Source organism: Zhongshania antarctica (genome assembly GCF_014202945.1).
GTDB classification, from domain to species: domain Bacteria; phylum Pseudomonadota; class Gammaproteobacteria; order Pseudomonadales; family Spongiibacteraceae; genus Spongiibacter; species Spongiibacter antarcticus.
This window is the reverse complement of sequence record NZ_JACHHW010000003.1, coordinates 35,979-59,572: the sequence shown is the minus strand read 5'-3', so window position 1 is coordinate 59,572 and position 23,594 is coordinate 35,979. Positions and strand designations below refer to the sequence as shown.

Below are 23,594 nucleotides of genomic sequence, written 5' to 3'. Positions count from 1 at the left end.
GTACGCCGCAGACACATAATAATATCAGCGCGACGACACCATCATCGTCGATCACAATGGATTGTAATACATGGAAGTATTAGCGCGACTAACAAAACCTATTATTCAATTGTGGCTGCCAAATGCACCTGAACAGTCTGATTACCAAAAATCGTCTAACCGATTTGTTATTAGCGTCTTGCTCAGTACCTTTACATACACCTGCGCACTCATCGTCAGCAGCCACTTATTCTTGCCGCTCGATCCACTAGGAAAGGCGCTGATCATCCGCTTTTCAAGCATTCTCGGTAGCGGCATATTACTCGCGCTATTCACCATTCGCTTTAGCGGCCAACGAATTGCCGCGCTCAATATATTCATTGCCACCCTTAGCGCAGGATTAGCTTTAGTTAGCGTGCAAACTGGCGGTGTTCAGTCACCAGTCAACCCCTGCGTTATTGCCATACCGGCCCTAGCAACCCTTAGTATTGGCGCCGTAGCCGGTGCTATTTGGAGCCTTATCGTAGTCGCTGCAGCCTCGCTTTTATTCATTGCTGCAAATTACGGCTATGTTTTCACCAATATAATTTCGCCGCAAAATATGGCAGTAGCCGAGTTTTCGAGTTTGTTAACCGCCGCTTCATTAACGCTATTTATTATTATCTATTTTGAAATATCATCTAAGAAACTACACGAGTTATTTAACGCCGAACACCTTCAATTTGTTCAACTAGCACATCGCGACAGCCTAACTGGTTTAGCCAACCGCCGTTATTTTATAAATGAAATAGAAGCGGTAATCGCCAAGGCCCGAATTGATAAAAGCAGATTCTGTATTTTGTATTTTGATTTGAACAATTTCAAAAAGATTAACGACAATCTCGGCCATCACAGCGGCGACCAAGTATTGCTAGAATTTGCATTGCGACTAAGCAAGCTCAATCGCAGCAGTGACCTAATTGCCCGTCTCGGCGGAGATGAATTCTGTATTATCCTACCCGGCCTCACTGACGCGGAAGCAATTAAACAAAAAATACATAACTACTCGCAAGTGCTCGACGCGCCCTTGCTCTTAGAAAACACACCCTATCAAATATCGGCAAGTATTGGCTATGCGGCCTATCCCGAGCATGGCACTGACTATGAAACGCTACTTCAGGTCGCTGACCAAAAAATGTATCAGGTCAAGCGCGGTCAAAACACCAACATGAGAAGCACACTGCACCGTAAAGCCTAATATTCGCATAGTAAAATCATCTACAAGTCCAAGGTAGCGACAACGATAATTTTTGATTATGATGGCCGATCGCTACGTAACACTAAGATTTTTTGGTGTAGTGATCAATGGAATGTCCACTATACGTATCTACCTTGAGAAAACTCGAGATGCAAAAAATCCTAGGCCTTTTTCGCGGTTCCCTTATTGAACCATGGCTACCGCAGACTCCTGATATAAGTAATTACCAACGGCACCGCAACCGCTTTGTCGTTTGCGTGCTATGGGGGACACTTCTATACATTGCCGCCGTTGTTCTTATCAGTCAGCTTGGCTTTGATATTGAAATAGAAAGCCGCCGGCTACTCACGGTTTTTTCGCTAACATCCATATTCGGTATCGTCGTCGCCCTGCTCACTCTTCGCTTTACTGGCCGCCAAATTTTGGCCTTAAACCTTTTTATTACCACCCTTAGCTTAGGCTTATTGCATATAGTGCTAAATACCGGCGGCATCTATTCACCAATGGTCCCCTGCGCCATCATTATGCCCGCGCTCGCCACCCTCAGCATTAGCACACGTGCAGGTATAATCTGGAGTGTTATCATCTTGGTTTTTAGCACTGCTTTCTACATTGCAGCCAAGGCTGGGATAGTTTTTGCAAATGCAATCGCCCCAGAGACTGCAATTTTGGCCGAATTTGTCGGCATTTTTACGGCTACCGCATTTATCATTTTCATTACCGTGTACTACGACATTTCGACTCGCAGATTACGGGCGCTCTTTGAAAATGAACATAGTAAATTCATACACTTAGCAAACCACGACAGCCTTACCGGGCTGGCTAATCGGCGGTATTTTATCAACGAAATAGAACGCGCTATTTTCGACGCAAGTATAAACAACACGTCATTCTGCGTTTTGTATTTTGATTTAAATGACTTTAAAAATATTAATGACACTTTAGGCCATCACTGCGGCGACATCATTTTGATGGAGTTTGCCAAACGTTTGCGCGCACAGAGCAGAGCTACCGACATTGTTGCTCGCCTCGGTGGTGACGAGTTCAGCATGCTTTTGCGAGGGCTCGGCGATAGCGAAGTGATTAAAACAAAAATTTCATCTTACTCAGAAGCCTTGGCAAAACCCCTCACCTTGGAAAACATAAATTACCAAATATCGGCCAGCATTGGCTACGCGATCTACCCGAAACATGGCAAAGATTACGAGAACTTACTCAAGGTTGCCGATTACAAGATGTACAGCGTAAAGCGCAGTAATAATAGTAGCCCGGCCTATTCAAGCTAACAGTCATCCTAGCAGAGCAGCGCTAGGCCAAATCGAACTAGACCGCGCGCACGCCAAACGGTGTAGCGTGCGCAACATTGACATCACTTATTAATGGCGCGCAGCATCCACGCTGTTTTCTCGTGTATACGCATGCGATCAGATACCAATGCGGCCGTCGACTCGTCATCGCCCTGCTGAGCCACTTTTAGCGCCGCTCTACAGGTCTTTACCACCTGTTCATGGCCACGGGTAAGCGTATCTACCATGTCCTCGGCCGACGGCACTCCATCAACTTCTTCAATTGAGCTCAAACGCGCAAACTCCTTATAGGTGCCCGGCGCTGCCACATCTAAAGTACGAATACGTTCGGCAATATCATCCACTGCGACGGCCAATTCGGTGTAATGTTCTTCAAACATAAGGTGGAGATCACGGAAGCGCGGCCCCGTCACATTCCAATGAAAATTGTGAGTTTGCAGATACAAGGTGTAGGAATCAGCCAATAAAGCTTTAAGGCTCCCGGCAATTTCTTCACGATTCGCTTCGCTAATTCCAATATCAATATTTTTCATGATATGTGCTCCTGTTAATTTGTAAGTCTTGGTGTCAGACTAGCAAAAGCATATGCATATCTAAAATTTTAAATTATCATAGATACCATAGCTGCTTACTATGATAGCTTTTGATGGGCAAGGTTCCCTTGATGCAGCTGACACTTTTTAACCGAACAAAACAACAGGTCAAGCAATGCCGTCACAGTCATATTTACGCGCCGCCAAACTAAGCCTTTTACTCATCTTAGCGATAGGTGTCCTCAGCGGCTGCACTAGCTCCCAAGCCAAACCTGAAGCGGCCGTCGTCGAGGGTTTTAAGAGCTGTGAAACGCCTCGGCCGCAAATGTGCACCCGCGAATACCTGCCTGTATGCGGCCACGTCGACACGGGCATTCGCTGTATTACCACGCCCTGCCCATCGCAGCGCCACCAAACTTACGGCAATGCCTGCAGTGCCTGCGCAGATGACAAGGTTATGGGCTATGAACAAGGTGATTGTGCAAGTTACGGAAAATAAAAAAGGCCCGCTAATGCATTAGCGGGCCTTTTAGCAAAAACACGTTGATGGAGTCGAAAATTAACGCTCTATGATCGCCGTTACACCCTGACCACCAGCTGCGCAGATCGAAATCAAGCCACGCCCGCTGCCCTTTTCTTCCAACATTTTGGCTAAGGTAGCAACAATACGACCACCGGTTGCCGCAAAGGGATGACCCGCCGCCAGTGAACTACCATTCACATTCAATTTGCTGCGGTCGATACTACCCAAGGCGCGATCCAGCCCGAGCTTATCTTTACAGAAAGACTCGTCTTCCCAGGCCTTCATGGTAGCCAGCACCTGTGCAGCAAAGGCTTCATGAATTTCGTAGTAGTCAAAATCCTGCAAGCTCAGACCCGCTTTGGCCAACATCCGCGGCACCGCATACGCAGGCGCTAACAATAAACCCTCTTTCTCACTGGCGCCGTCTTTGCCAAAGAAATCCACTGCAGCGGTCTCGACAAAGCTCAAGTAAGCGCGCACTGGTAAATTGTGTGCTTTCGCCCATTCTTCGCTAGCCAACAACACCACTGACGCGCCATCGGTTAAGGTAGACGAGTTGCCCGCGGTTAACGTGCCCTGGCCACTCTCTTTATCAAAGGCCGGTTTTAAGCCCGCGAGTTTTTCTGCGGTGGTGTCTGGACGCAGAATATTGTCTTTATTCACACCATTGAAGGGTGTAATCAAGTCATTAAAGAAACCACGGTCATAGGCTGCGGCTAAATTCTGATGGCTCAAAGCCGCCAATTCATCTTGCTGATCGCGAGGAATCTGCCAGGCTTTGGCGGTGATCTCAGTGTGACCACCCATCGACAAGCGCGTGCGCGGCTCGGCATTAGCCGGAATCAACACCCCAACATCTTTAGGGCGCAATTGTAAAAAGGGCTTAACACGGTCGCCAAAGGAGCGCGCCTTATTTACTTGTAGCAAAATTTTACGCAACCCCTCACTGACGCCAATAGGCGCGTCAGAGGTAGTATCAACACCACCGGCAATGCCTGCATCAATCTGTCCAAGGGCGATTTTGTTAGCGACCAAATTAATGGCCTGCAAGCCAGTACCGCAGGCCTGCTGAATATCAAAGCACGGGGTATTGGCGTGTAGTGACGTGCCCAGTACGGATTCACGGGTTAAATTAAAGTCTCTGCTGTGCTTCATTACCGCGCCAGCGGCCACTTCGCCCAAACATTCGCCCTGCAAATTATAACGCTGCACCAAGCCTTCAATCGCCGCAGTGAGCATTGTCTGATTGCTAACGCCGAAATAAGCGGTATTGGAGCGAGTAAACGGAATTCGATTACCGCCGATAATAGCAACGCGCTTGATAGCCTGTGTCATATCTGGACCTCAGTGTTTTATGTAGCAATATTGGATATATCCTAAAGTGCGCGCAGTGTAACAAGCCAGATTCCCGCGGCATTGGCTGAAGCGACGGCTACTGAGCGCGCCGCTGTCAATCCGGTTACCTTAATGAGCCGTTACAATGCCGGCCACAGCATTAACGTGCTTGCCAGGCTGGGCTTACATCACTTCAAAATAGCCCTGAGCCTCGGCAAAGTAAACCGAATTCAGACTATAGCCCTCAGGGGCTGCGGAGCACACGGTATGAGCGACAAAATCGAAAACTTGATTAATTCCAGTGTCGGCAAAAAAATCATGGGCGCCCTCGGCGTGACCGTGCCCACCGAATTATTGCGTTACCACGCGCAACAACCTAACTTTTTCTCTGGCGCCCTACTCTTTGGCGCGGGCAACAACGCTCAGTTGGTCGATGCCACCCTGCGCAATCTGCAAGACAGCGACGCGAGCCTTGCCCTCACGACTGAGTGCGCAGCCCAAGCCAGCGCGGCCGTTGAAACCACCGTCGCCGAACGCTACCAAGCACTTGTCTTTGACGGCAGCGGCTTCACCGACGGTCTCCAACTTATCCAGGCCTATCGCTTCTTTAATGCCAATATCCGCAAATTGCGGCCCAGCGGTCGCATTGTTATTCTTGGTCGCCCGCATATGAATTGCGCCACGCCTGAAGCGGCTGCCGCCCAGCGCGCTCTAGAGGGTCTGAGTCGCTCCCTGGCCAAGGAAGTGGGCAGTAAAGGTGCAACCGCCCAGTTAATTACTGTTGCTGAGGGCGCCGAAGCCAATCTCGACAGCAGCCTGCGTTTTGTCCTCTCACCCAAGTCAGCCTACATCAGCGGTCAGGTCATCAAAGTCCGCAGCGCAGCAGTCAATAAAACCGCCGATTGGCACAAGCCATTGGCCGGAAAAATCGCTTTGGTTACCGGTGCATCACGCGGTATTGGTGCAGCCATTGCCGAAACTCTGGCTCGCGACGGCGCCACCGTTGTCGGTGTCGATGTTGTGCAGATGGAAAGCGAATTAGCGAAAGTCATGAGCCGCCTCAATGGTCTGCCTGTGATTGCCGACATTACCAGCAGTGACGCGCCCGCAAAAATCGCTGCCGCCCTCATAAAAGCGGGCGGTGCCGATATTGTCGTACACAATGCCGGTGTTACCCGCGACAAAACTATTGCCAATATGTCGGAACAGTTCTGGCAAATGACCTTAGACATTAACCTAGCGGCCGCCCAGCGCATCACCAATGAGCTGCTCAGCAGTGGCGCGCTAAACGACGGTGGCAGCATCATCGGCGTGTCATCAATGAACGGCATTGGTGGCCAGCGCGGCCAAACCAACTACGCCGCGTCTAAAGCCGGCGTTATTGGCTATGTTGATTTTATGGCCAAATCAGACGAGCTCGCTGCGCGCAACATTACAGTAAATGCTGTGGCACCGGGCTTTATCGAAACCGCGATGACCGCGGCTATCCCCCTGTTTACCCGTATGTTTGGCCGCCGCCTAAACTCACTTTCCCAAGGCGGCTTACCGGTCGACGTTGCTGAAACCATCGCCTTCTTTGGCAATCCAGCCTCGCGTGGCGTTAGTGGTAATACCGTGCGGGTTTGCGGCCAATCTTGGTTTGGTGCGTAACACCGTCGCCTCACAAACCAAAAAGCCCCGCAGCTGAAATAGCTGCGGGGCTTTTTTTATGCTCAAAATTAGTAACACCCATTATTATAAGCTTACTTAAACCCGCCTAACTAGAGTTGGTAAGTACTATAATCTTCCTGCTTTAGGGCGCTCACCACCATGGGCATCACCGCCATGACGCCGCATCATGTCGGCCTTGGCAAAGTGCAGGCGCTGCTCAACGGGCATCTGCGGCAAGACTTCTGCGAGCACTTGATGACTGACTTTTTTCAAATTCATCTCCGCCTCGCGGATTTGCGCTAGCGCTTGATTTAACTCGTCGGTAGTTACCTCCGGCATTTTTAATATTTTAAACATATCCCGCCGCGCACTGCGCATTTGCCGGAACGCATTGCGCATTTCACTGCGGTGAGCCTCCATCGCATTACGCATTGGCTCGGCAAATTGGCTGGGTTCATCGCGCAGCAATTGCCGAGTCATGCCGTGCATGGCGCGGCGATCTTCCCCCGCCATGCGATGGCCGACAAACAAGCCAATCAGCGCACCGTTCACAATCAGTGATGCTAACAAGGTAAGTAAAATTCCTCGCTTAGAGGTCATTGGGTATCTCCCGCAAGCCAATCACTCACTTCGTATGTCATTGAGGTCTCCAGGTAGGCGACATCGGTGTCGCTTAACTCAGGCACGTAACCACCCGCGCCCAGTGCTACCCCTAATACGGCAGATGCCATCGCGGAGGCAAAACTGATTTGCCAGAAAGGCATCTTCGCCTTAATTACACCCGGCTCAGATGCTAATCCAGCGCGGCACTGGGGCTGCGCAGTAATTGTGTGCAGGCGTCGCGCCATTGCACTGCTGACCGCCAGCTCCGCTATGCCATCAACATAAGTCTGGGCCAGTAGGGTGTCTGCAGCATTCACTTTGCGCTGCGCGGCCTGCCAATCTTGCCGGCAAGCATCGTTAAGCGCGGTGCATATACCGAACATAACTTGTCGCCAGCGAGGCCATGTATCGCGGTTACTGCCAAAATTTCGCAGCGTGTTGGCCAAGAATTTTTGCATTATATTCACTCGCCACCTCCCAAATTTTGCTTTAACTGAGCTTTAGCCCGTCCTAACTGCGACTCGACGGCCTTGGCGGATATCCCCATAATTTCAGCGATGTCTTTTACCGCCAAATCGCGATAAAACCGAAACGCCAGTACCGCCCTGTAGTTGGCGGGCAGGCTAGCTAAGGCGCGCATTAATGCGTCATCGCCCATCCCCAGCGAGGGCATACTGACTTCGGCATCAGCATCTGCGCTCGCGGCATCACATTCTGCCATGAGTAAATCTTCATTAAGCACATAGCGCTGTTGTACCCGCTGCCGAAAATTAATCGCCAAATTATTTGCCACGCGATACAGCCACGTTGTTAATTTAGCTTCGTCACGCCACTGGGGGGCTTGCCGCCACAACCGTTCAAAGACCTCTTGGCAGAGATCTTCGGCGTCGTCACGAGACAGTACAATCCGATACAAAACATTAAGCACCAGTTTGCTGTGTCGACTAAGCAAGCTAGCAAATGCTTGCTGATCGCCACCGGCAAGCCGGCGCATTAACTCACTGTCGTCGATCAGCATTCAGAGAGAATCTGTGACAGCGCAATGATTGAGCAACTTAATTCCCCCGCTTTTCGCGCATAGCCGACCGCATTTCACGGCGACTGACCTCACCATCACCGTCGGCATCCAGCAACTCAATTTTTTGCCCTGCCTCGCGAGAAAACTCGTCGGCAGAGATCATACCGTCGCCATTGCTATCGGCCTTGGTAAAACGCGCCTTGGCCTTTTCCTCGTGCATTTTTTGTCGCTTCGCCGCCATCTGCGCTCGCATCTCCGCCGCTTCGGCCTCGGTCACAAAACCATCACCATTTAAGTCCATTTTTTTAAACATGCCCTGGCGATGCTCCAACATCTCAGCTGTAGTAACAGCACCGTCGCGATTCAGATCCGGGTTGTGATGACGACCTGGACCGTCACCAGCCTGAACAGCCGCGCTAGAGACGCCCAGTAATGCGGCACACAAGATTAATTTTGTATTCATAAAAGATACTCCAACAAAGAAATAGTAGATTGCTACGGCCGTATTGATTAAACACCTGAGACCAAAAAATCCCTCGCGGTTAATTTTGGCAGCGTGCCTAATGCGGGTCACTAGTTCTCATTTATCCTAAAATGCGTTAAGCTGAAGCATAAACCTAATTTAATTCAATGACTTGAAGCCCTTGCTGGCGTAGCAAGCGCGCACATGGGCCACCACCCGCCCAATGCTAAATAATATAAATGCGAACAGGATGTTCCTAGCCTAGGATTTTTATGCCTGTTCGCCTCACCACCAAAATCGCTGTATTACTTTGTAGTTTATGTGTTTTTCATCAATCCTTTGCCGAAAGCAGCTATTCACTGCGCGGCCCCATTGAAGCCAGCCTCGCCTACGAGGCCGTGATAAGAACACCGTCGTTCAACGATCACAATGATGGCCATATGTGGATTGCCGAGATGTCTAAAATGACTCGACGCTATGTGCGTGATCCCGCACAGCGCCTTCGCATATTGGCACTTGCGCACAAACACGCCCTAGGCAATCAGCTGCCTCCGGGACTGGTACTCGCGATCATTGAGACTGAGAGCAGTTTCAATAGCCGCGCCACATCGAGAGTTGGCGCCCGAGGTTTAATGCAGGTAATGCCGTTCTGGCGAGATGTACTGGGTCATTCAAGTGACAATCTATATCAGACTGAAACCAATATTCGCTATGGCTGTAAAATTTTCAAGCGCTATCTGGATCGCGAGGATGGCAATGTTAGTCGTGCTCTCGCCCGCTACAACGGTTCGGTAGGCACATTAAAATATGCCAATAAAGTAATCAAAAAATGGCGACGCTTTGATGCCACACTCCCTCTCGACTCAGATCTAGTACTCGCCCAGCGTTAGGCCTCACAAAAGTCGTAACGCCAAACCCCAGATTCTAAGTAACAGCGGTTTTTAGCACCCTGCGCAGTAGGGTCAATCGCGTCGTAGCCAGCATCTCCCCCGTAAAGCATACATATAGCGTCGTTGTGCGTAGACATGCGCGGGGCAATAAAGGGCACTGGCCGCTGGCCATAAAACCGCTGTGCCTCAGCTGTGTTAGCACAGCGATGCAATTCGTCGAGGGTCACCACCGTCGGTGGCAATAAGGCGAGCTCACCGCGCCGATGCTGCGCTAAAAATTCGCTCGGACTTGCCCAGCAATAAGCGTCCATTTCCTCGCCATCAACAAGCACCTCGGGTAAATCGTGATTCACCACTGCAAGATAAAACCACGTCGCAAATCGTCGCCCCATGGTTGGCGGGGTAGTCCAGTGAGACAACAATACGAGGGAGTCTGGATTGAGCACCAAACCCGATTCTTCTTGTGTTTCGCGAAGCGCCGCAACACGAGCGGCCTGCTCATCGTCGCTATTCTCCTGGTAGTCTTCGGGATCTATTCGGCCACCGGGAAACACCCAGTGCCCCCCGCTAACTTTCAATTGACTGTGGCGACGCAGCAATAAGGTTTCAATACCGGCCTCACCGTCGCGCACAATTACCGCGGTTGCTGCCGCACTTATTTCTGAACTCATATCGGATTACCGCACGCCGTCGAGGGCGCTTATCAATGTTTTTACTCTTGGTCTAACCCTAAAGTTGTCGGTTAAATCGGCGTATACAATGCTGCCATTTTCATCAACAATCAAAGTCGTCGGCAACACCGTGTCACCCCCGTAACCCCATACCCCCAGCGGCACGCCATATTGGTGAACAATGCCCAAACGTTTAGCGGCGCGATTCTCTTTATCAACGTAAACCTGCATTGTCAGGTTTAAACGCAGAGCCAGTTCAGCGCTTTTTTCCGGTGATTGCGGGCTAATTAAAACCACAGCGACCCCACGGCGCTCAATCTCTTGATATTCCTCGGCCAGAGCCTGGATTTGCGCGTGGCAAACGGGACACCAATTGCCGCGATAAAAGATGTAGAGCGTCTTACGCCCGAGAAAGGCCGAAGAATGACGTTCCTCACCCGCGATGGATTGAACCGTAAAATCAGGCAGCTTTGCGCCAATTTTGAGCACAGGGTTATCTCGTCGGTCTAGGTCTGAGTACCAAAAGATATAGATTAACACCCCGCCAAGGCCGAAAAACAATGTATAAAAGGTCGGCAAAAAGCGCATTTCAATAATCGCTAAAAACGCCCCAAGCAAAGCCGCTAAGATAGGGACTGCAATATAGTTGGAAATACCCGACCAAGGCAGAAAGTACACGATTGCCATGAACAGCACCAAGGGCGCGATGGCGACACTCACCCCCAACCAAGACCAGCTAAAGGCATTAGCACTGAGGTGATACGATGCACTTTGCACGGTTACTACTATGCACATAAATAAATACGGAATAGCATACCAGCGCTTAATTTGGCCTAGCAGGGCCTTTATCATTTCTTATTATCCCCACTATTCACCCAAACACCTCACCCACACTGTTAAATGGGCTTATTGTGGGTTAGCTTTAGAAAATCATGTCCGCCGCGAATTGACCTAAAATATTTTGCCCACGAAAAAGCGGCAATAGCTAAGAAAAACATTAGGACATAGACTAGTAGCGTATTCAAATTAAATAGCAAGTAACGCAATACGTTAAGGCTATAATTTAAAGCATATAACTATATAATTTTTGTAAACACAGGGTGTGAATACCGTATGGCAAAACTTTCAGTGATGGATCTGGCTTTTTTCCTAACCGAAACCGACGCAAGCCCCAAGCACGTGGGCGGTTTATTAATGTTTCGCAAACCAGCCAAGGCCGCCGCCAATTACGTTGAGCAAGTCGTTGCCGAGTACGCAGGTAACATTAACGAAATTCGCGCCCCCTTTAACCAGATCATAAAATTTAGCCGTTTCAGTGCGCCGCAGTGGCAAGTCGATAATCAATTCAATATTGAAAACCACGTTTTTTTCCACACACTTAGTGGCAACGATTTCCGCGACAGCCTGTATGCCGAGGTGAGCGAGCTGCACAGTATTCGCCTGGATAAAAGCCGTCCAATGTGGGAAATGCATGTATTTCAAGGCATCGATGACCAACGCTTTGCGATTTACACCAAACTCCACCACGCCTACGCTGACGGCGTTACCATGTCATCATGGCTGGTCAATAGCCTAAGCAAATCGGCACGCACCAAGTCAGTTACGCCGATCTGGTCCGTTTTACCCCAAAAACGCCTGCAGCATACCGCCGACAGCATCTCAATCATGAAGGTCTTAAGCCAGCTCGGTGGCCGCTCGGGGGACTATATCAAAGCCATCGCCGGCCTCTCTAAGCTCAGCGCCCAGCTGGCTCTAGAAACCCTAAACCTCACCAAAAACGCGGTTGCTGTTCCCTATAAAGCGAACCCCCACACCCCGCTTACCGGCCAAGTAAGCGCTGGCCGCCAAATTGCCACTGCGGCAGTCAACATGACTCGGGTTACCAAGCTGCGCAAGCAAACTCGGTCGACCTTGAATCATATTGCGCTAACCTGTATCGATGGCGCACTGCATCGCTATTTACAAGATTGCGACGCTGACATCGACGAGCCCATCACCATTCAGATGCCCGTCAATTTACGCAGGAGTGGCGATGACAGCCTTGGCAATAAAATTGGCATAGTCTTGGTTGAACTGGCGAGTAAAACGACTGACCCCTACGAGCGTTTGCGGGAGATCGGTTTTACCCTTCGCAATGTCCGCTACCAAATTGACGGCGTGCCACCGGCCTCGGTGATGGCCTATACCGTTTTATTAGGCGGGCTTTCGCTGGTGGGCGAAGCACTTAAATTAGGCGACGTGCTGCCGCCACTTGGCAACACCTTAGTGTCTAACGTGCCCGGGCCACCAAAGCCCTTATACCTAAAAGGCGCCAAACTCGAAGAAATGTACCCTCTTAGCGCCCTAACACCCAGCAACCACTTAAATATTACGCTATATAGTTATGATGGCCGCTTGCAATTTGGTCTAGTTGCCAGCCAAGCAATGCCAAACCTTGATATTCTCAGTGATTACATTCACGATGCATTTGACGACTTGGAAGAGGCTGTATCGCCCAGCAGGGGCAAGGCCGATTAAAAATAATAGCTTTATTGCAGTATCGATTTCAAAAGACCTGGAGATTCACCTATGAGTTATTTTGTTACCGGCGGAACCGGCTTTATTGGTCGCTTTCTTATTGAACGCCTCGCCAAGCGCAAAGGTACTATCTACATTTTAGTGCGCCGAAGCTCCAAGCAAAAATACAAAGATCTGCTGCAAAAAACCGGACTGAGTAGCGACCGATTGGTTGCTGTTTACGGAGATTTATCCAAAGCCAAGCTCGGCATTAGCGCCAAAGACATGGCAAGCCTTAAGGGCTCGGTTAAGCAGTTTTATCACCTTGCCGCTATTTACGACCTCAAAGCCGACGCCGCAAGCCAAGAAATTGCCAATATAGAAGGCACGAAGAACGCCATTGCGGCTGCGGAAACAATGGACGCCAAGTGTTTCAACCTTGCCAGCTCTATCGCCGCAGCGGGTATGTATCGCGGTGTGTTCCGCGAAGACATGTTCGAAGAAGCCAGAGGCTTGGACCACGCCTACTTCCGTACCAAGCACGTTTCTGAGGGCCTGGTGCGCAACGAATGTAAAATCCCCTACCGCATCTATCGTCCGGCAATGGTCGTCGGCGATTCAAAAACCGGTGAAATTGATAAAATCGACGGTCCTTACTACTTCTTTAAACTATTACAACGGCTGCGAAACCGTCTCCCCCAGTGGATGCCGCTGATCGGCATCGAAGGCGGGCAAATGAACATTGTGCCGGTGGATTATGTCGCCGATGCTATGGACTTTTTGTCGCATAAAGCTGGATTGGATGGACGTTGCTTCCACTTAGTGAATACCGAGACTCAGCAAGTTGGCGAAGTACTTAACATTTTCTCCAAGGCTGCCCATGCGCCCCGCTTTGCCATGCGCATCGATATGCGGATGTTTGCGTTTATCCCGCCCTCAATATTGAACTTAATAAAAGGCCTACCGCCGGTGCGCCGCATTATTAGTGCCGTATTGGCTGATTATGGCATCCCCCCCGATGCCGTCAGTTTCATGAATATGCCCACCCGCTTTGACACCCGCGACACCATGAAAGCACTCAAGGGCAGCGGCATTGCGCCGCCAGCGCTAGAGGACTACGCTGCCAAAATTTGGGACTACTGGGAGCGCAACCTCGACCCGAGTTTATTTAAGGACCGCTCGCTACGCGGCAACGTCAAGGATAAGGTCATTGTTATTACCGGTGCGTCTTCCGGTATTGGCAAGGCGGCATCGCTGAAATTAGCGGCAGCTGGCGCCAAGGTCATACTGGTAGCCCGTTCGGTAGAAAAGCTGGATGAAACCCAAAAAGAGATTTCCGAAAAAGGCGGCACTAGCTTTGCTTATAGCTGTGACGTATCGGATTTAAGCTCTTGTGACAAGCTCGTGGCTACCCTGATCGAAAATCACGGCCAAGTCGATGTACTGGTGAACAACGCCGGCCGCTCAATTCGCCGCTCACTAGAACTGACCTTTGACCGCTTCCACGATTTTGAGCGCACTATGCAGCTCAATTACTTTGGCGCTATTCGTCTTATTATGGGGCTAGCACCGTCAATGTTGGAACGCAGAGCCGGCCACGTGATCAATATTTCGTCGATTGCCGTCATTGTCGGCACTTCGCCGCGTTTCTCGGCATATGCCGCCTCGAAGTCGGCTCTGGACGCCTTCTCGCGCAGTGCTGCAGCCGAGTTCTCGGACCGCAATATCGCCTTCACGACCATTAATATGCCGCTGGTAAGAACGCCAATGATTGGGCCAACCTCAATCTACAACTCGGTGCCCACTTTATCGCCAGAAGAAGCCGCTGACATGATTTGCGACGCCATTATTCGTCGTCCAAAGCGTATCGCAACCGGCCTCGGAATCACCGCACAAGTGCTCAATGCCATCATGCCGAAAGCGGTAGAAATCACCATGAACACGGTATTCCGCACCTTCCCAGACTCATCTGCGGCCAAGGGTGACGGCGATGCGAGCGCACCCGAAGTGTCGACTGAGCAAATGGCATTAGCAGCGGTATTGAAAGGGGTTCACGTCTAAACGCTGACGCTTTATGGTTTAAGACTGACAAGGAGGGCTTTGGCCCTCCTTTTTTTATGCCTACTTTTTATGCGGCCAATAATCCGGAGGGGAAATAGTCCACAAAGCGTATCGCGCCATACATTGAAAATATCGCGATAAGCCAAATAATCGGCAGCTTGCGACTGCGCAAAACAAGCAAACCGGCCAGCGCCAGAAATAGCGAAGGCAGGTCTTTTGGCGCATTACTCAATACCGGGTTCACCCACGCAGCAACTAACATGCCCACCGCTACCGCATTCACTCCCGCAATTGCCGCAACGACACGACCCCGCTGAGCCAATTGCTGCCACACACCACCAAGCCCAGCGGCTAACAAAAAGCCAGGCAAGAACACCGCCACCGTCGCCAAAAGCGCACCGCCCAAGGCCATCTCCGGCCGCAAAGCGGCACCAAGGTAGCTCGCGAAAGAAAACATTGGCCCCGGCACTGCTTGCGCCGCCGCATAGCCTAGTAAAAAGCGATCTTTACTCAACTCATCGCCAATATAAGACTCTAGGAGCGGCAGAACCACGTGCCCACCACCAAACACAAAGCTGCCCGCCTGATAAAAAATGCCAAATAGAGTATGAGAAAACAACAAACTTAACAGGAGCAACCCCACAAAACTGAGCACGCAGGCGAGCGCAGCTTGCTTTAACTCGATCGCCGCCACTGCCGCGCCTGCCCTCGGCTTTGCCCGCCACACCATCCACAAGGCAGCACCGAGCAATAAGGCAAACTGACGCAGGGGCGTCATTGCCAACAATAAAACGCAAGCGCTAACAAGTGTCATAATGATGGTGGTTGGCTGCCGACAAAATTGTTTGACCATACTCCAAATAGCATCAGCCACGACCACCACGGCCAGCAGCTTTAAACCGCTGACAAGGCCATGCGCCCAACTGTCCGAACTGAGATCACGCTGCAATACCGCAAGACCGAACATCAACAGAAAAGAAGGTAGCGTAAATCCGAGAAACGCGGCAACACCCGCAGGAATACCACCGCGCTGACAGCCAATAGCAAAACCGAGCTGGCTGGAAGCTGGACCGGGAAGAAACTGACACAAAGCGAGATGGGCGGCAAAATCCTGTTCACTTAGCCAGGCTTTTTGCTCAACAAACACGCGTCGAAAATAGCCAATGTGTGCCGCAGGGCCACCAAAGCTGATACAACCGAGATAAAGGAAGTTTAAAAAAACCTGAAGAATCACGCTTAAACTCTCTGGCTGGGCCCTAGGTTAGAGTAGCCAAAGAGTCTAAGGTATTACGCGTAAAGCTTAAACCTTGCCGCGCTTTTCTCTGGTGCCGGTCAGCGTTGGCTTAGCTGACGCTGGCTTTGCACTTGCTGGCTTTGCCGACGCATTTGAAGCTCTTGGCTTGGCTTTGACCGGCTTGCGTCCTGCCTTGTCACCGCTGGGCTTACCACGCGGCTTGCGCGGGCGCTCACGGTCATCAATAGGCATATCACCGCCTTCATGTACCGAGATATTCAGCGGTTGACCAGCAACCCGGGTAGTACGTAAACACTGAACCACGTCATCGGGCATTTCTTTCGGAAGATCTACCGTAGTGAACTCAGGGTAAATCGAGATACGGCCGATATTCGCACTGTCGATATTGGCTTCGTTAGCGATGGCACCAACAATATTACCGGCGCTCACACCGTGCTGACGACCAACTTCTATGCGGTAACGCTGCATGCCAGTATCTGGCCCGCGAGAGATGCCACCCGGCTTATCGCGACTTTGCGGACGCTCGGTCATCATCTTTGGCGCGTCTTTTACCAGCAAAGGTTTATCACCTTGCAACTGGCTAGCGAGCGCAGCGGCAACGTCAATTTCAGACACATCGTGTTTAGCGACGTATTCCTGCAACATTTTGCGGAAAAAGCTCAAATCGGTACCGGCCAGGGTATCGGTGATCTTCTGCATAAAGCGATCAACACGCAGGGCATTGATATTCTCAGCACTGGGCAAGCCCATTTCTTCAATAGACTGGCGGGTGGCGCGCTCAATGGCTTGCAACATACGCTTTTCGCGTGGTGCCACAAACAAGATTGCATCACCGCTACGACCAGCGCGCCCTGTACGACCAATACGGTGTACATAGGCTTCAGTGTCATGGGGAATATCGTAGTTAATAACGTGGCTAATACGCTCAACGTCAAGGCCACGAGCCGCCACATCAGTCGCAATAACAATATCCAAGCGGCCATTTTTAAGCTGCTCTACCGTGCGCTCACGCTGGGCCTGAGCAATATCGCCGTTCAAGGCAGCCGCGGCGTAGCCACGAGCCTGCAGCTTTTCAGCCAGCTCAGTGGTAACTAGCTTAGTCCGCACGAAGATAATCATGCCATCAAAAGGCTCGGCTTCCAGAATACGGGTCAATGCATCCAGTTTATTCAGGCCCCGCGCCATCCAATAGCGCTGGCGAATAGTAATCGCCGTCGAGGTTTTAGTCTGAATAGTGACCTGCTCAGGATTAGTCAAATACGTTGTTGCAATACGGCGAATCGCTGACGGCATAGTTGCCGAAAACAAAGCGATTTGGCGCTTAGCCGGCATTTGCGACATAACCCATTCAACATCGTCGATAAAGCCCATGCGTAACATTTCGTCAGCTTCGTCGAGAACCAGATGAGTCAAATCATCCAATTTCAAGGTGCCGCGACGCATATGGTCCATTACCCGACCCGGGGTGCCAACAACCACTTGTACGCCGCGTTTTAGCGCCGCCAGCTGGCCACGGTAATCCTGACCGCCGTAGATAGGCAGTACATTGAAGCCGGGTAAATGTGAAGCGTAACTTTGCAGTGCTTCTGCCACCTGAATGGCTAGCTCACGGGTTGGCGCCAAAATTAGCGCTTGGGTACGACGGCTGTTCACATCGAGACGCGACAGCAAAGGCAGGGCAAATGCGGCGGTTTTACCCGTGCCAGTTTGCGCCTGACCGACAACATCTCTGCCGGCAAGAATAAGGGGGATAGTCGCCGCCTGAATTGGCGAGGGAATTTCGTAACCAACTGCCTTTACTGCAGCCAAAATAAGGGGCGCAAGGCCTAAATCATCAAAAGTAATTGTATCCGCTGCCGCGGGTGTATCTGAGGGCATAATCGCTACCGTAGGAATCAAGAGTCGCCGCAACATTTGACCCCATTCGGCCGAACGCAGCCAATGGCGTTGAGGCGGCATTATACCGGCATGAGGCGACAATTACCGCGAAACCTTTGGCCTTTTTTGGCATTAAGCGGCGTAACCCACCACTCTAAAACGCAAATATTAGCTCAGTTTTTGTAATTCAGCGCGTATATCAGCCGGAATTTCTAATTTCTGCTGGGTATTATAATCAAAAAATATCATCACTGCCGAGCCTGTGGCCGTCTTTTGGTCACGCTGCCATAACTCGTGCTCAACCACAAACGAAGACTGGCCAATATGACCAATGCGTGTTCGAACCTGAGCGGGGTATTCATAATAGGTCTGCGCTAAAAAATCGACATCGATTTTACGTAGAATTAAATTCCATTTGGCGAGATCTAAGCCCGGGTTAAAAATCTGAAAAATCCCGCTGCGCGCAGACTCAAACCACATCGGCAACACGGTATTATTAATGTGCCCCATAGCATCGGTTTCACAAAATCTTGGGCTTACTTCATACAACAACATTCAAAATACTCACTTCAAACGAATACACTGCGACGCACCTATTGCCCCAACCAGCGCCACACCATACACAACCAAAGCACATAGGCTACGACCACCGCAGGATAGGCTTTATCGGCAATGTCGGCACCCGCAAATTTTTGTCTGGCCACATACAGCATCGCTAGGGCGACAAGACCCTGGATTAGGATTAATACCGCCGCCTGGGGCCAAGCGTAGTCATGCCCAGCGAGACTAATTGGTGAGATCAGCGCGACCACGATGAAGAATAAATTTATAAAACCGAATAGCGCTAAGACCTTAAATCGCAACAGTTAACTCCCAACAAACAGCATACCTAGGCAACATAATAATAAATACTACAAAAATGCAATACACTGCCTGCTAAGACAAAAAGATGCCAAACACCATGAAAATGGGCGATTTTTTTATCTAAAACATAGAACACAATACCGCCGGTGTAAGCGAGCCCTCCGGCAAGCAATAAATTAAATCCGGCGGGCGCGAGCACCGCGCCAAGGGGTTTCATCAAAAACAAGGCCAGCCACCCCATTAGCAGGTATACCGCAATTGACCAAAACCGTCGGCTCGCTTTAGGTACGCACTCTAGCAGCATGCCGAGGGCCGCCAGCGACCAAATCACGCCAAACATCCACCACCCTGCACTCTCGCGCAAACTGACCAGTAAAAATGGCGTATAGGTGCCAGCAATTAATAAGTATATGGCCAAATGGTCGAGCTGACGGAACAAGGCTTTTCGCGGGCCACGGCAACTGTGATACAAAGTAGAAAAGCCGTACAGTGCGAGCAAAGAAACACCGTAAATGGCATAAGCCAGCATCGCCCATCCGTCACCGGACACAACCGCAGGCCATAATAGCAGCAGGCTGCCAATCAGCGCGGCAATCACCCCCGCTAAATGTGTAAAACTATTAAAGCGTTCACCTTGGTACACGATGCAAAACCACCCCTATTCGCCCCAATGACGCGCACTATCGCCTAATTAAGCGCTTAGCGCGAGCCTTTACATCAACTGATTTTACCGGCGAAAAGGCACTAAACCCAAATGAAAAAACACAGGCCAGATGTGGTGAAGGGGAGATAAAAGGGTCATAAATAGCGAGCGGCGGTAATAGAGTAGCCAAACACTAGCCGCTCTGCTGCCAATCTGGTGTTTTTTGCGCAAGCTCGCCCACGCCTTCAAATAGAATCTCAACGTGAAGTGCGCCATTGGTATTCACGACTTTGCGAATACGGATATCGCCGAGTCGGCCATCGCGCAGACGAATACTGTAATCACTACCATTAAGCAGTTCGCTAATTTGTTTATTCAGGTGTAGACAGCCACCCCAGCGCACAAAATTGCCGCCAGCGTTTATATACATGGGTACGTCCGCCAATAACTCGCGGTCACCCAAAAGCACACTGCCATGAGTCAAATCCATTGACTACCTCCGCATTCACCGCGAAAACTTTTCGATAAGTATTTTACCGAATAGCAACACAACCGCTAATTGAGGTAGTTATAACACATAAACCGCCAAACAGGGCCAAAAACCCTAGACTAAACAAGGTTATTCGAAATTGGTTTCATAACCAAATAATCTTAGCCCAAGGCTTAGTCCTGCAACCCCAATAACGCCGCGGCATTACCGCGCATTACCTGTCTAATTTGCCCATCATTAAAATCCTTCATTTCATCCACCATCTCAACAGGCCACTGCAAACCCTCTGGGTGCGGATAGTCGGAACCATTCACAATCGCCTCAATACCTGCCGCCTGCGCAATTCGCGAAAAGTCATCTTCATGGAAGGGCACAATTTTGAAATGACGTTTAAATACCGCACTCGGCAAGTCCGGTTTACCAAAGGCAAAGCGGGTTTTGTGGTCGCCCAAGCGGTAGATTTTATCGAGGGTTTTCAGCAAGTGCGGCAACCAAGCAGCGCCAAACTCCACGATGAGGAACTGCAGTTTGGGAAAGCGGCCAAATAAGTTTTGAAATATCGTCGCCGCGATTTGATCGACCACGGTGCGCTCCCCCATGCCCACATAGGTATTAAAGGCGCTGAAGCGGTGAGATGGCGGGTTCGCCGGCTCGCCCCAGGGCGCCGCGTACATTTCAGTAAACGGCCCACTGCCAATATGGTAGGCCATCACCACCCCCGCCTCCTGCACTCGCGCCCAAAAAGGGTCAAAATAAGGATCCGCCGGCGAGCGCCCATCAATGGGACCGGTATTGAGGTGAACCAGGCGGCAGCCCTCTTGAATTACACGCTCAAGCTCTACTAGTGCGAGATCCAAGTCAATCAAGCTTATCATTGCGGTGGCAAATACCCGACCGTCGCCACCCCAGCCCCAGTCAGCTGCAACCCAACGGTTAAACGCGCGGATACTTGGGTACGCCACCGCGCGGTGTTCAGGCTTGCGCAGCTGATACTCAACCCCAGTACCAAGGGTCGGTATCATCACACAGGCCTCGACACCTTGCTCGTCCATTCGCGCCAAGCGCGCCGTCTTATCAATAAATTCAGGGCAGTCGATCGCTCGTATCGCATTGGCATTTACGGCGCCACCGGTATCAACGTCGCCTTTAAAAAAGGCCTTCATCGCCCCCGGCGGGCCAACAAAGTCGCCCACCCCGACGCTAAAGAAATTCAAGCGCTCGGCACCCAACATCATTGTGCCGAAGCCGTCTTCACGACGGCGATCTACCCACACCGTCGACTCGCGAAAGCGCGCCTCTATAAAGCGACTAAAGCAATCATCTGGCTCGTAATAGTGGTTGTCACAGTCGATTAAGGCATAAGGTAGGGTATTCATGGCTCGCTCCAGCAATCGCGTTTAATTGCCTTACTTTACGGCCAGCCAGCCCAAAACACATTAACCCCAGACATCACCAAGCACTGACATAAAAGATCACTGCTCCGCCACCTGCGCCGCAGATGTTCGCCAACTTCAGGCGGGGAAATAGCGACTTATGGTATCGACCACACAGGCGGGCCGGTCATTGCCCTCAATTTCAACCGTAACCCGCACCACAGACTGCACACCACCTTTGACCTCTTCTACCGACACCAACTCGCCGCGCCCCCGTAACTTAGAACCCACGGGCACAGGCGCCGGAAAGCGAATACGCTCACACCCCACGTTCACCCCCATCGAAATACCTTGCACATCGATAATTTGGGGGAGGAATAAATTCACTAATGACAGCGTTAAGTAACCATGAGCAATACATTTACCAAAAGGACCGTCTTTTGCTTTTATCGGATCCACATGTATCCATTGATGATCACCGGTTGCGTCGGCAAACAAATTAATGCGCGCCTGATCGATTTCCAGCCAGTCGCTGCAGGCTAATTCCTGACCTACCCAGGCATGTAAATCTTTTGGGTGTTTAAAGACCTTTGTCATTGCCGCTCCATCATTGCCGATCGGCGCTATATTCGCCGATATTACTGTCAAGCGCCTACTTTAGCATTCCTTCTGCTGCGCCCTGCATCGTCTATCGAGACGACGCAGGCACAAACCAAATTAGCGCACTTTTACGCGTTCAGTGGGTCTATCGATACAAGCCGAGCCCGTCGTCTACAGAAACAACTACACTCACTAGGCTAAATCCAGCGATACTAAGGCGACAAAAAAGGAGATAAGAACAACGTGATGCCCGCTGACACTCTCGCAACGTTTTGGCACTGGCTAAGCGGTAATAGCACCAGCATTGCTGCACTTTTTGCCGCCACATTCATGGTTCTAGGTGTACTCTCTGCCCTTGAGGCCATTCTTAAATCCCGAACTGCCCAGGGCGCCGTAGCGTGGGCTATTGTCTTACTGGGCTTACCTTGGGTGTTTGTTCCTCTATATTGGATTTTTGGTCGTCGAAAGTTTCGCGGTTACGCCCTAGCCAAAAACAGCGACCACAGTGAGATCGATCAAATAGCCGCCAAGCTGGCAGCCGAGCTGACCAATTTCCACACCAATAGCAGCCACGACCCGCGATTTATCGCCCTAGAAAAATTGGCCACCCTACCCTTTAGTTGCGGTAATGAGGCTCATTTACTCATTAACGGAGAGCAGGCTTTCGCGGAGATGCTAAGCCGCATCGCCGCCGCAGAACACTACGTGCTCCTTGAGTTTTACATTATTCGCGACGACAACATCGGCGGCGAATTAGCCGAGTTATTGCTCACCAAAGTGCAGGAAGGGGTTGCGGTCTACTGTATCTACGACGAAATTGGCAGCCTGCAATTGCCGGGTAGCTATTTACGCAAACTTCGCAATGGCGGTGTTGATATTCGCCCCTTTAATAGCACGAAGGGCCTTGGTAATCGGCTGCAGCTGAATTTTCGCAATCACCGAAAAATTGTGGTTTGCGACGGCAATTACTGCTTGATTGGCGGCATGAATATCGGCGATGAGTATCAGCATATGCATCCGCGGCTAACGCCTTGGCGCGACACTGGTCTTGCACTGACCGGCCCCGCCGTTCAGGCCGTGCAACTCGCCTTTGCAGAAGACTGGCTTTGGGCCACGGAATCACTTCCCGAACTCAACTGGCAGCTTTGCGCCAGCGCCACTACTGAACCGCAGATCAACACCTTGATTCTCGCTACTGGCCCCGCAGATAACACGGAAAGTTGTGCGCTTTATTTTCTCAATATGATTAACCACGCCACGAGTAGATTGTGGATTGTCAGCCCCTATTTTGTGCCCGACGCCCCCGTCATCCAGGCCTTGCAGCTCGCCGCCATGCGCGGCGTTGATGTCCGCATTATATTGCCAGCCAAACCAGATAAAATCATGATACAACTATCATCCTATACCGCGATCAAAGAAACCTTGGCGAGGGGCGTGCAGTTCTATTACTACCAAGACGGCTTCTTGCATGAGAAAGTAATGTTAGTAGATGATGATATCAGCGTGGTGGGTACCGCCAATCTCGACAATCGCTCGTTTCGTCTTAACTTTGAAATCGGCGTTATCAACCACGACCGTCAATTTGCCAAAAAAATGGAAGATATGCTCATTACGGACTTACAGCACTGCGAGCAATTGCTGCCCAGAGAAGTCGCAAAATGGTCTCTGCGTCGCCGCCTATTCAGTCGCTGCGCCTATCTTTTTGCACCGCTGCAATAACACCAC

24 protein-coding genes are annotated in these 23,594 nt (G+C 50.7%); 8 read left to right on the top strand and 16 right to left on the bottom strand.

All coding sequences use genetic code 11. The features are described from left to right. Window positions 1–70: 70 nt before the first annotated feature. On the top strand, window positions 71–1,216 hold the full coding sequence (locus HNQ57_RS05375; protein WP_184461588.1) for a GGDEF domain-containing protein: 1,146 nt from the start codon (window positions 71–73) through the stop codon (window positions 1,214–1,216). Between the two features lie 149 nt (window positions 1,217–1,365). Continuing rightward, on the top strand, window positions 1,366–2,502 hold the full coding sequence (locus HNQ57_RS05370; protein WP_184461587.1) for a diguanylate cyclase: 1,137 nt from the start codon (window positions 1,366–1,368) through the stop codon (window positions 2,500–2,502). An 83-nt stretch (window positions 2,503–2,585) separates the two neighbouring features. Here the strand turns inward: HNQ57_RS05370 and HNQ57_RS05365 are convergent, their stop codons facing one another. Then, the gene (locus HNQ57_RS05365) at window positions 2,586–3,056 is read right to left on the bottom strand and encodes a Dps family protein (RefSeq protein ID WP_008248615.1); all 471 of its coding nucleotides are present in this window, start codon (window positions 3,054–3,056) and stop codon (window positions 2,586–2,588) included. Between the two features lie 175 nt (window positions 3,057–3,231). Here HNQ57_RS05365 and HNQ57_RS05360 point away from each other — a divergent pair, with 175 nt between their 5' ends. Further along, entirely contained in the window at window positions 3,232–3,555 is a 324-nt protein-coding gene (locus tag HNQ57_RS05360; RefSeq protein WP_184461586.1) for a hypothetical protein, read from the top strand. 60 nt (window positions 3,556–3,615) lie between these two features. On the opposite strand, the gene HNQ57_RS05355 is transcribed toward HNQ57_RS05360, so the two are convergent. Then, the gene (locus HNQ57_RS05355; RefSeq protein WP_184461585.1) at window positions 3,616–4,914 is read right to left on the bottom strand and encodes an acetyl-CoA C-acetyltransferase; all 1,299 of its coding nucleotides are present in this window, start codon (window positions 4,912–4,914) and stop codon (window positions 3,616–3,618) included. A 132-nt stretch (window positions 4,915–5,046) separates the two neighbouring features. On the opposite strand from HNQ57_RS05355, the gene HNQ57_RS05350 reads away from it, so the two are divergent. Next, entirely contained in the window at window positions 5,047–6,564 is a 1,518-nt protein-coding gene (locus HNQ57_RS05350) for a 3-oxoacyl-ACP reductase (RefSeq protein WP_244966116.1), read from the top strand. Between the two features lie 126 nt (window positions 6,565–6,690). Here HNQ57_RS05350 and HNQ57_RS05345 read toward each other — a convergent pair whose 3' ends face one another. The 4 genes from HNQ57_RS05345 to HNQ57_RS05330 are packed head-to-tail and all read right to left on the bottom strand — an operon-like array spanning window position 6,691 to window position 8,648. Beyond that, complete coding sequence (locus tag HNQ57_RS05345) at window positions 6,691–7,164, bottom strand: periplasmic heavy metal sensor (protein ID WP_184461583.1); 474 nt, start codon at window positions 7,162–7,164, stop codon at window positions 6,691–6,693. Next, window positions 7,161–7,634 (bottom strand): hypothetical protein, encoded by a 474-nt coding sequence (locus HNQ57_RS05340; protein WP_184461582.1) that lies wholly within the window; start codon window positions 7,632–7,634, stop codon window positions 7,161–7,163. The genes HNQ57_RS05345 and HNQ57_RS05340 overlap by 4 nt, the downstream gene beginning before the upstream one ends. Continuing rightward, window positions 7,631–8,185 (bottom strand): RNA polymerase sigma factor, encoded by a 555-nt coding sequence (locus tag HNQ57_RS05335; protein WP_184461581.1) that lies wholly within the window; start codon window positions 8,183–8,185, stop codon window positions 7,631–7,633. The genes HNQ57_RS05340 and HNQ57_RS05335 overlap by 4 nt, the downstream gene beginning before the upstream one ends. Before the next feature lie 37 nt (window positions 8,186–8,222). Then, the gene (locus tag HNQ57_RS05330) at window positions 8,223–8,648 is read right to left on the bottom strand and encodes an EF-hand domain-containing protein (RefSeq protein WP_184461934.1); all 426 of its coding nucleotides are present in this window, start codon (window positions 8,646–8,648) and stop codon (window positions 8,223–8,225) included. Window positions 8,649–8,920: 272 nt separating this feature from the next. Here HNQ57_RS05330 and HNQ57_RS05325 point away from each other — a divergent pair, with 272 nt between their 5' ends. After that, window positions 8,921–9,538 (top strand): lytic transglycosylase domain-containing protein, encoded by a 618-nt coding sequence (locus HNQ57_RS05325; protein WP_184461580.1) that lies wholly within the window; start codon window positions 8,921–8,923, stop codon window positions 9,536–9,538. On the opposite strand, the gene HNQ57_RS05320 is transcribed toward HNQ57_RS05325, so the two are convergent. Further along, entirely contained in the window at window positions 9,535–10,209 is a 675-nt protein-coding gene (locus HNQ57_RS05320) for an NUDIX hydrolase (RefSeq protein ID WP_184461579.1), read from the bottom strand. The two genes, HNQ57_RS05325 and HNQ57_RS05320, sit on opposite strands and share 4 nt — an antisense overlap. A gap of 6 nt (window positions 10,210–10,215) precedes the next feature. Then, window positions 10,216–11,061: a peroxiredoxin family protein gene (locus tag HNQ57_RS05315; RefSeq protein ID WP_184461578.1), complete on the bottom strand. Its 846-nt coding sequence runs from the start codon at window positions 11,059–11,061 to the stop codon at window positions 10,216–10,218. A 261-nt stretch (window positions 11,062–11,322) separates the two neighbouring features. On the opposite strand from HNQ57_RS05315, the gene HNQ57_RS05310 reads away from it, so the two are divergent. Further along, window positions 11,323–12,726: a wax ester/triacylglycerol synthase family O-acyltransferase gene (locus HNQ57_RS05310; protein ID WP_184461577.1), complete on the top strand. Its 1,404-nt coding sequence runs from the start codon at window positions 11,323–11,325 to the stop codon at window positions 12,724–12,726. Window positions 12,727–12,777: 51 nt separating this feature from the next. After that, the gene (locus HNQ57_RS05305) at window positions 12,778–14,766 is read left to right on the top strand and encodes an SDR family oxidoreductase (RefSeq protein WP_184461576.1); all 1,989 of its coding nucleotides are present in this window, start codon (window positions 12,778–12,780) and stop codon (window positions 14,764–14,766) included. Window positions 14,767–14,833: 67 nt separating this feature from the next. Here the strand turns inward: HNQ57_RS05305 and chrA are convergent, their stop codons facing one another. The 8 genes from chrA to HNQ57_RS05265 all read right to left on the bottom strand — a co-directional run bounded on the left by chrA (window position 14,834) and on the right by HNQ57_RS05265 (window position 21,866). Continuing rightward, window positions 14,834–16,000: a chromate efflux transporter gene (gene chrA / locus HNQ57_RS05300; protein WP_226968292.1), complete on the bottom strand. Its 1,167-nt coding sequence runs from the start codon at window positions 15,998–16,000 to the stop codon at window positions 14,834–14,836. 66 nt (window positions 16,001–16,066) lie between these two features. Then, window positions 16,067–17,935, bottom strand: a complete 1,869-nt coding sequence (locus tag HNQ57_RS05295; protein ID WP_414617108.1) for a DEAD/DEAH box helicase — start codon at window positions 17,933–17,935, stop codon at window positions 16,067–16,069. A 132-nt stretch (window positions 17,936–18,067) separates the two neighbouring features. After that, on the bottom strand, window positions 18,068–18,454 hold the full coding sequence (locus tag HNQ57_RS05290; protein WP_184461574.1) for an acyl-CoA thioesterase: 387 nt from the start codon (window positions 18,452–18,454) through the stop codon (window positions 18,068–18,070). Window positions 18,455–18,492: 38 nt separating this feature from the next. Then, on the bottom strand, window positions 18,493–18,762 hold the full coding sequence (locus tag HNQ57_RS05285) for a hypothetical protein (RefSeq protein WP_184461573.1): 270 nt from the start codon (window positions 18,760–18,762) through the stop codon (window positions 18,493–18,495). A 26-nt stretch (window positions 18,763–18,788) separates the two neighbouring features. After that, window positions 18,789–19,406 carry a PAQR family membrane homeostasis protein TrhA gene (trhA, locus tag HNQ57_RS05280; RefSeq protein WP_184461572.1) on the bottom strand — a complete coding sequence of 206 codons (618 nt, stop codon included), beginning with the start codon at window positions 19,404–19,406 and terminating at the stop codon, window positions 18,789–18,791. Window positions 19,407–19,599: 193 nt separating this feature from the next. Next, entirely contained in the window at window positions 19,600–19,896 is a 297-nt protein-coding gene (locus HNQ57_RS05275; protein WP_184461571.1) for a hypothetical protein, read from the bottom strand. A 173-nt stretch (window positions 19,897–20,069) separates the two neighbouring features. Then, window positions 20,070–21,272, bottom strand: a complete 1,203-nt coding sequence (locus tag HNQ57_RS05270) for an amidohydrolase family protein (RefSeq protein ID WP_184461570.1) — start codon at window positions 21,270–21,272, stop codon at window positions 20,070–20,072. A gap of 135 nt (window positions 21,273–21,407) precedes the next feature. After that, window positions 21,408–21,866 carry a MaoC family dehydratase gene (locus tag HNQ57_RS05265; protein ID WP_184461569.1) on the bottom strand — a complete coding sequence of 153 codons (459 nt, stop codon included), beginning with the start codon at window positions 21,864–21,866 and terminating at the stop codon, window positions 21,408–21,410. A 249-nt stretch (window positions 21,867–22,115) separates the two neighbouring features. Between HNQ57_RS05265 and cls the strand changes: the two genes are divergently transcribed. After that, window positions 22,116–23,588 carry a cardiolipin synthase gene (cls, locus tag HNQ57_RS05260; protein WP_184461568.1) on the top strand — a complete coding sequence of 491 codons (1,473 nt, stop codon included), beginning with the start codon at window positions 22,116–22,118 and terminating at the stop codon, window positions 23,586–23,588. Window positions 23,589–23,594: the final 6 nt, after the last annotated feature.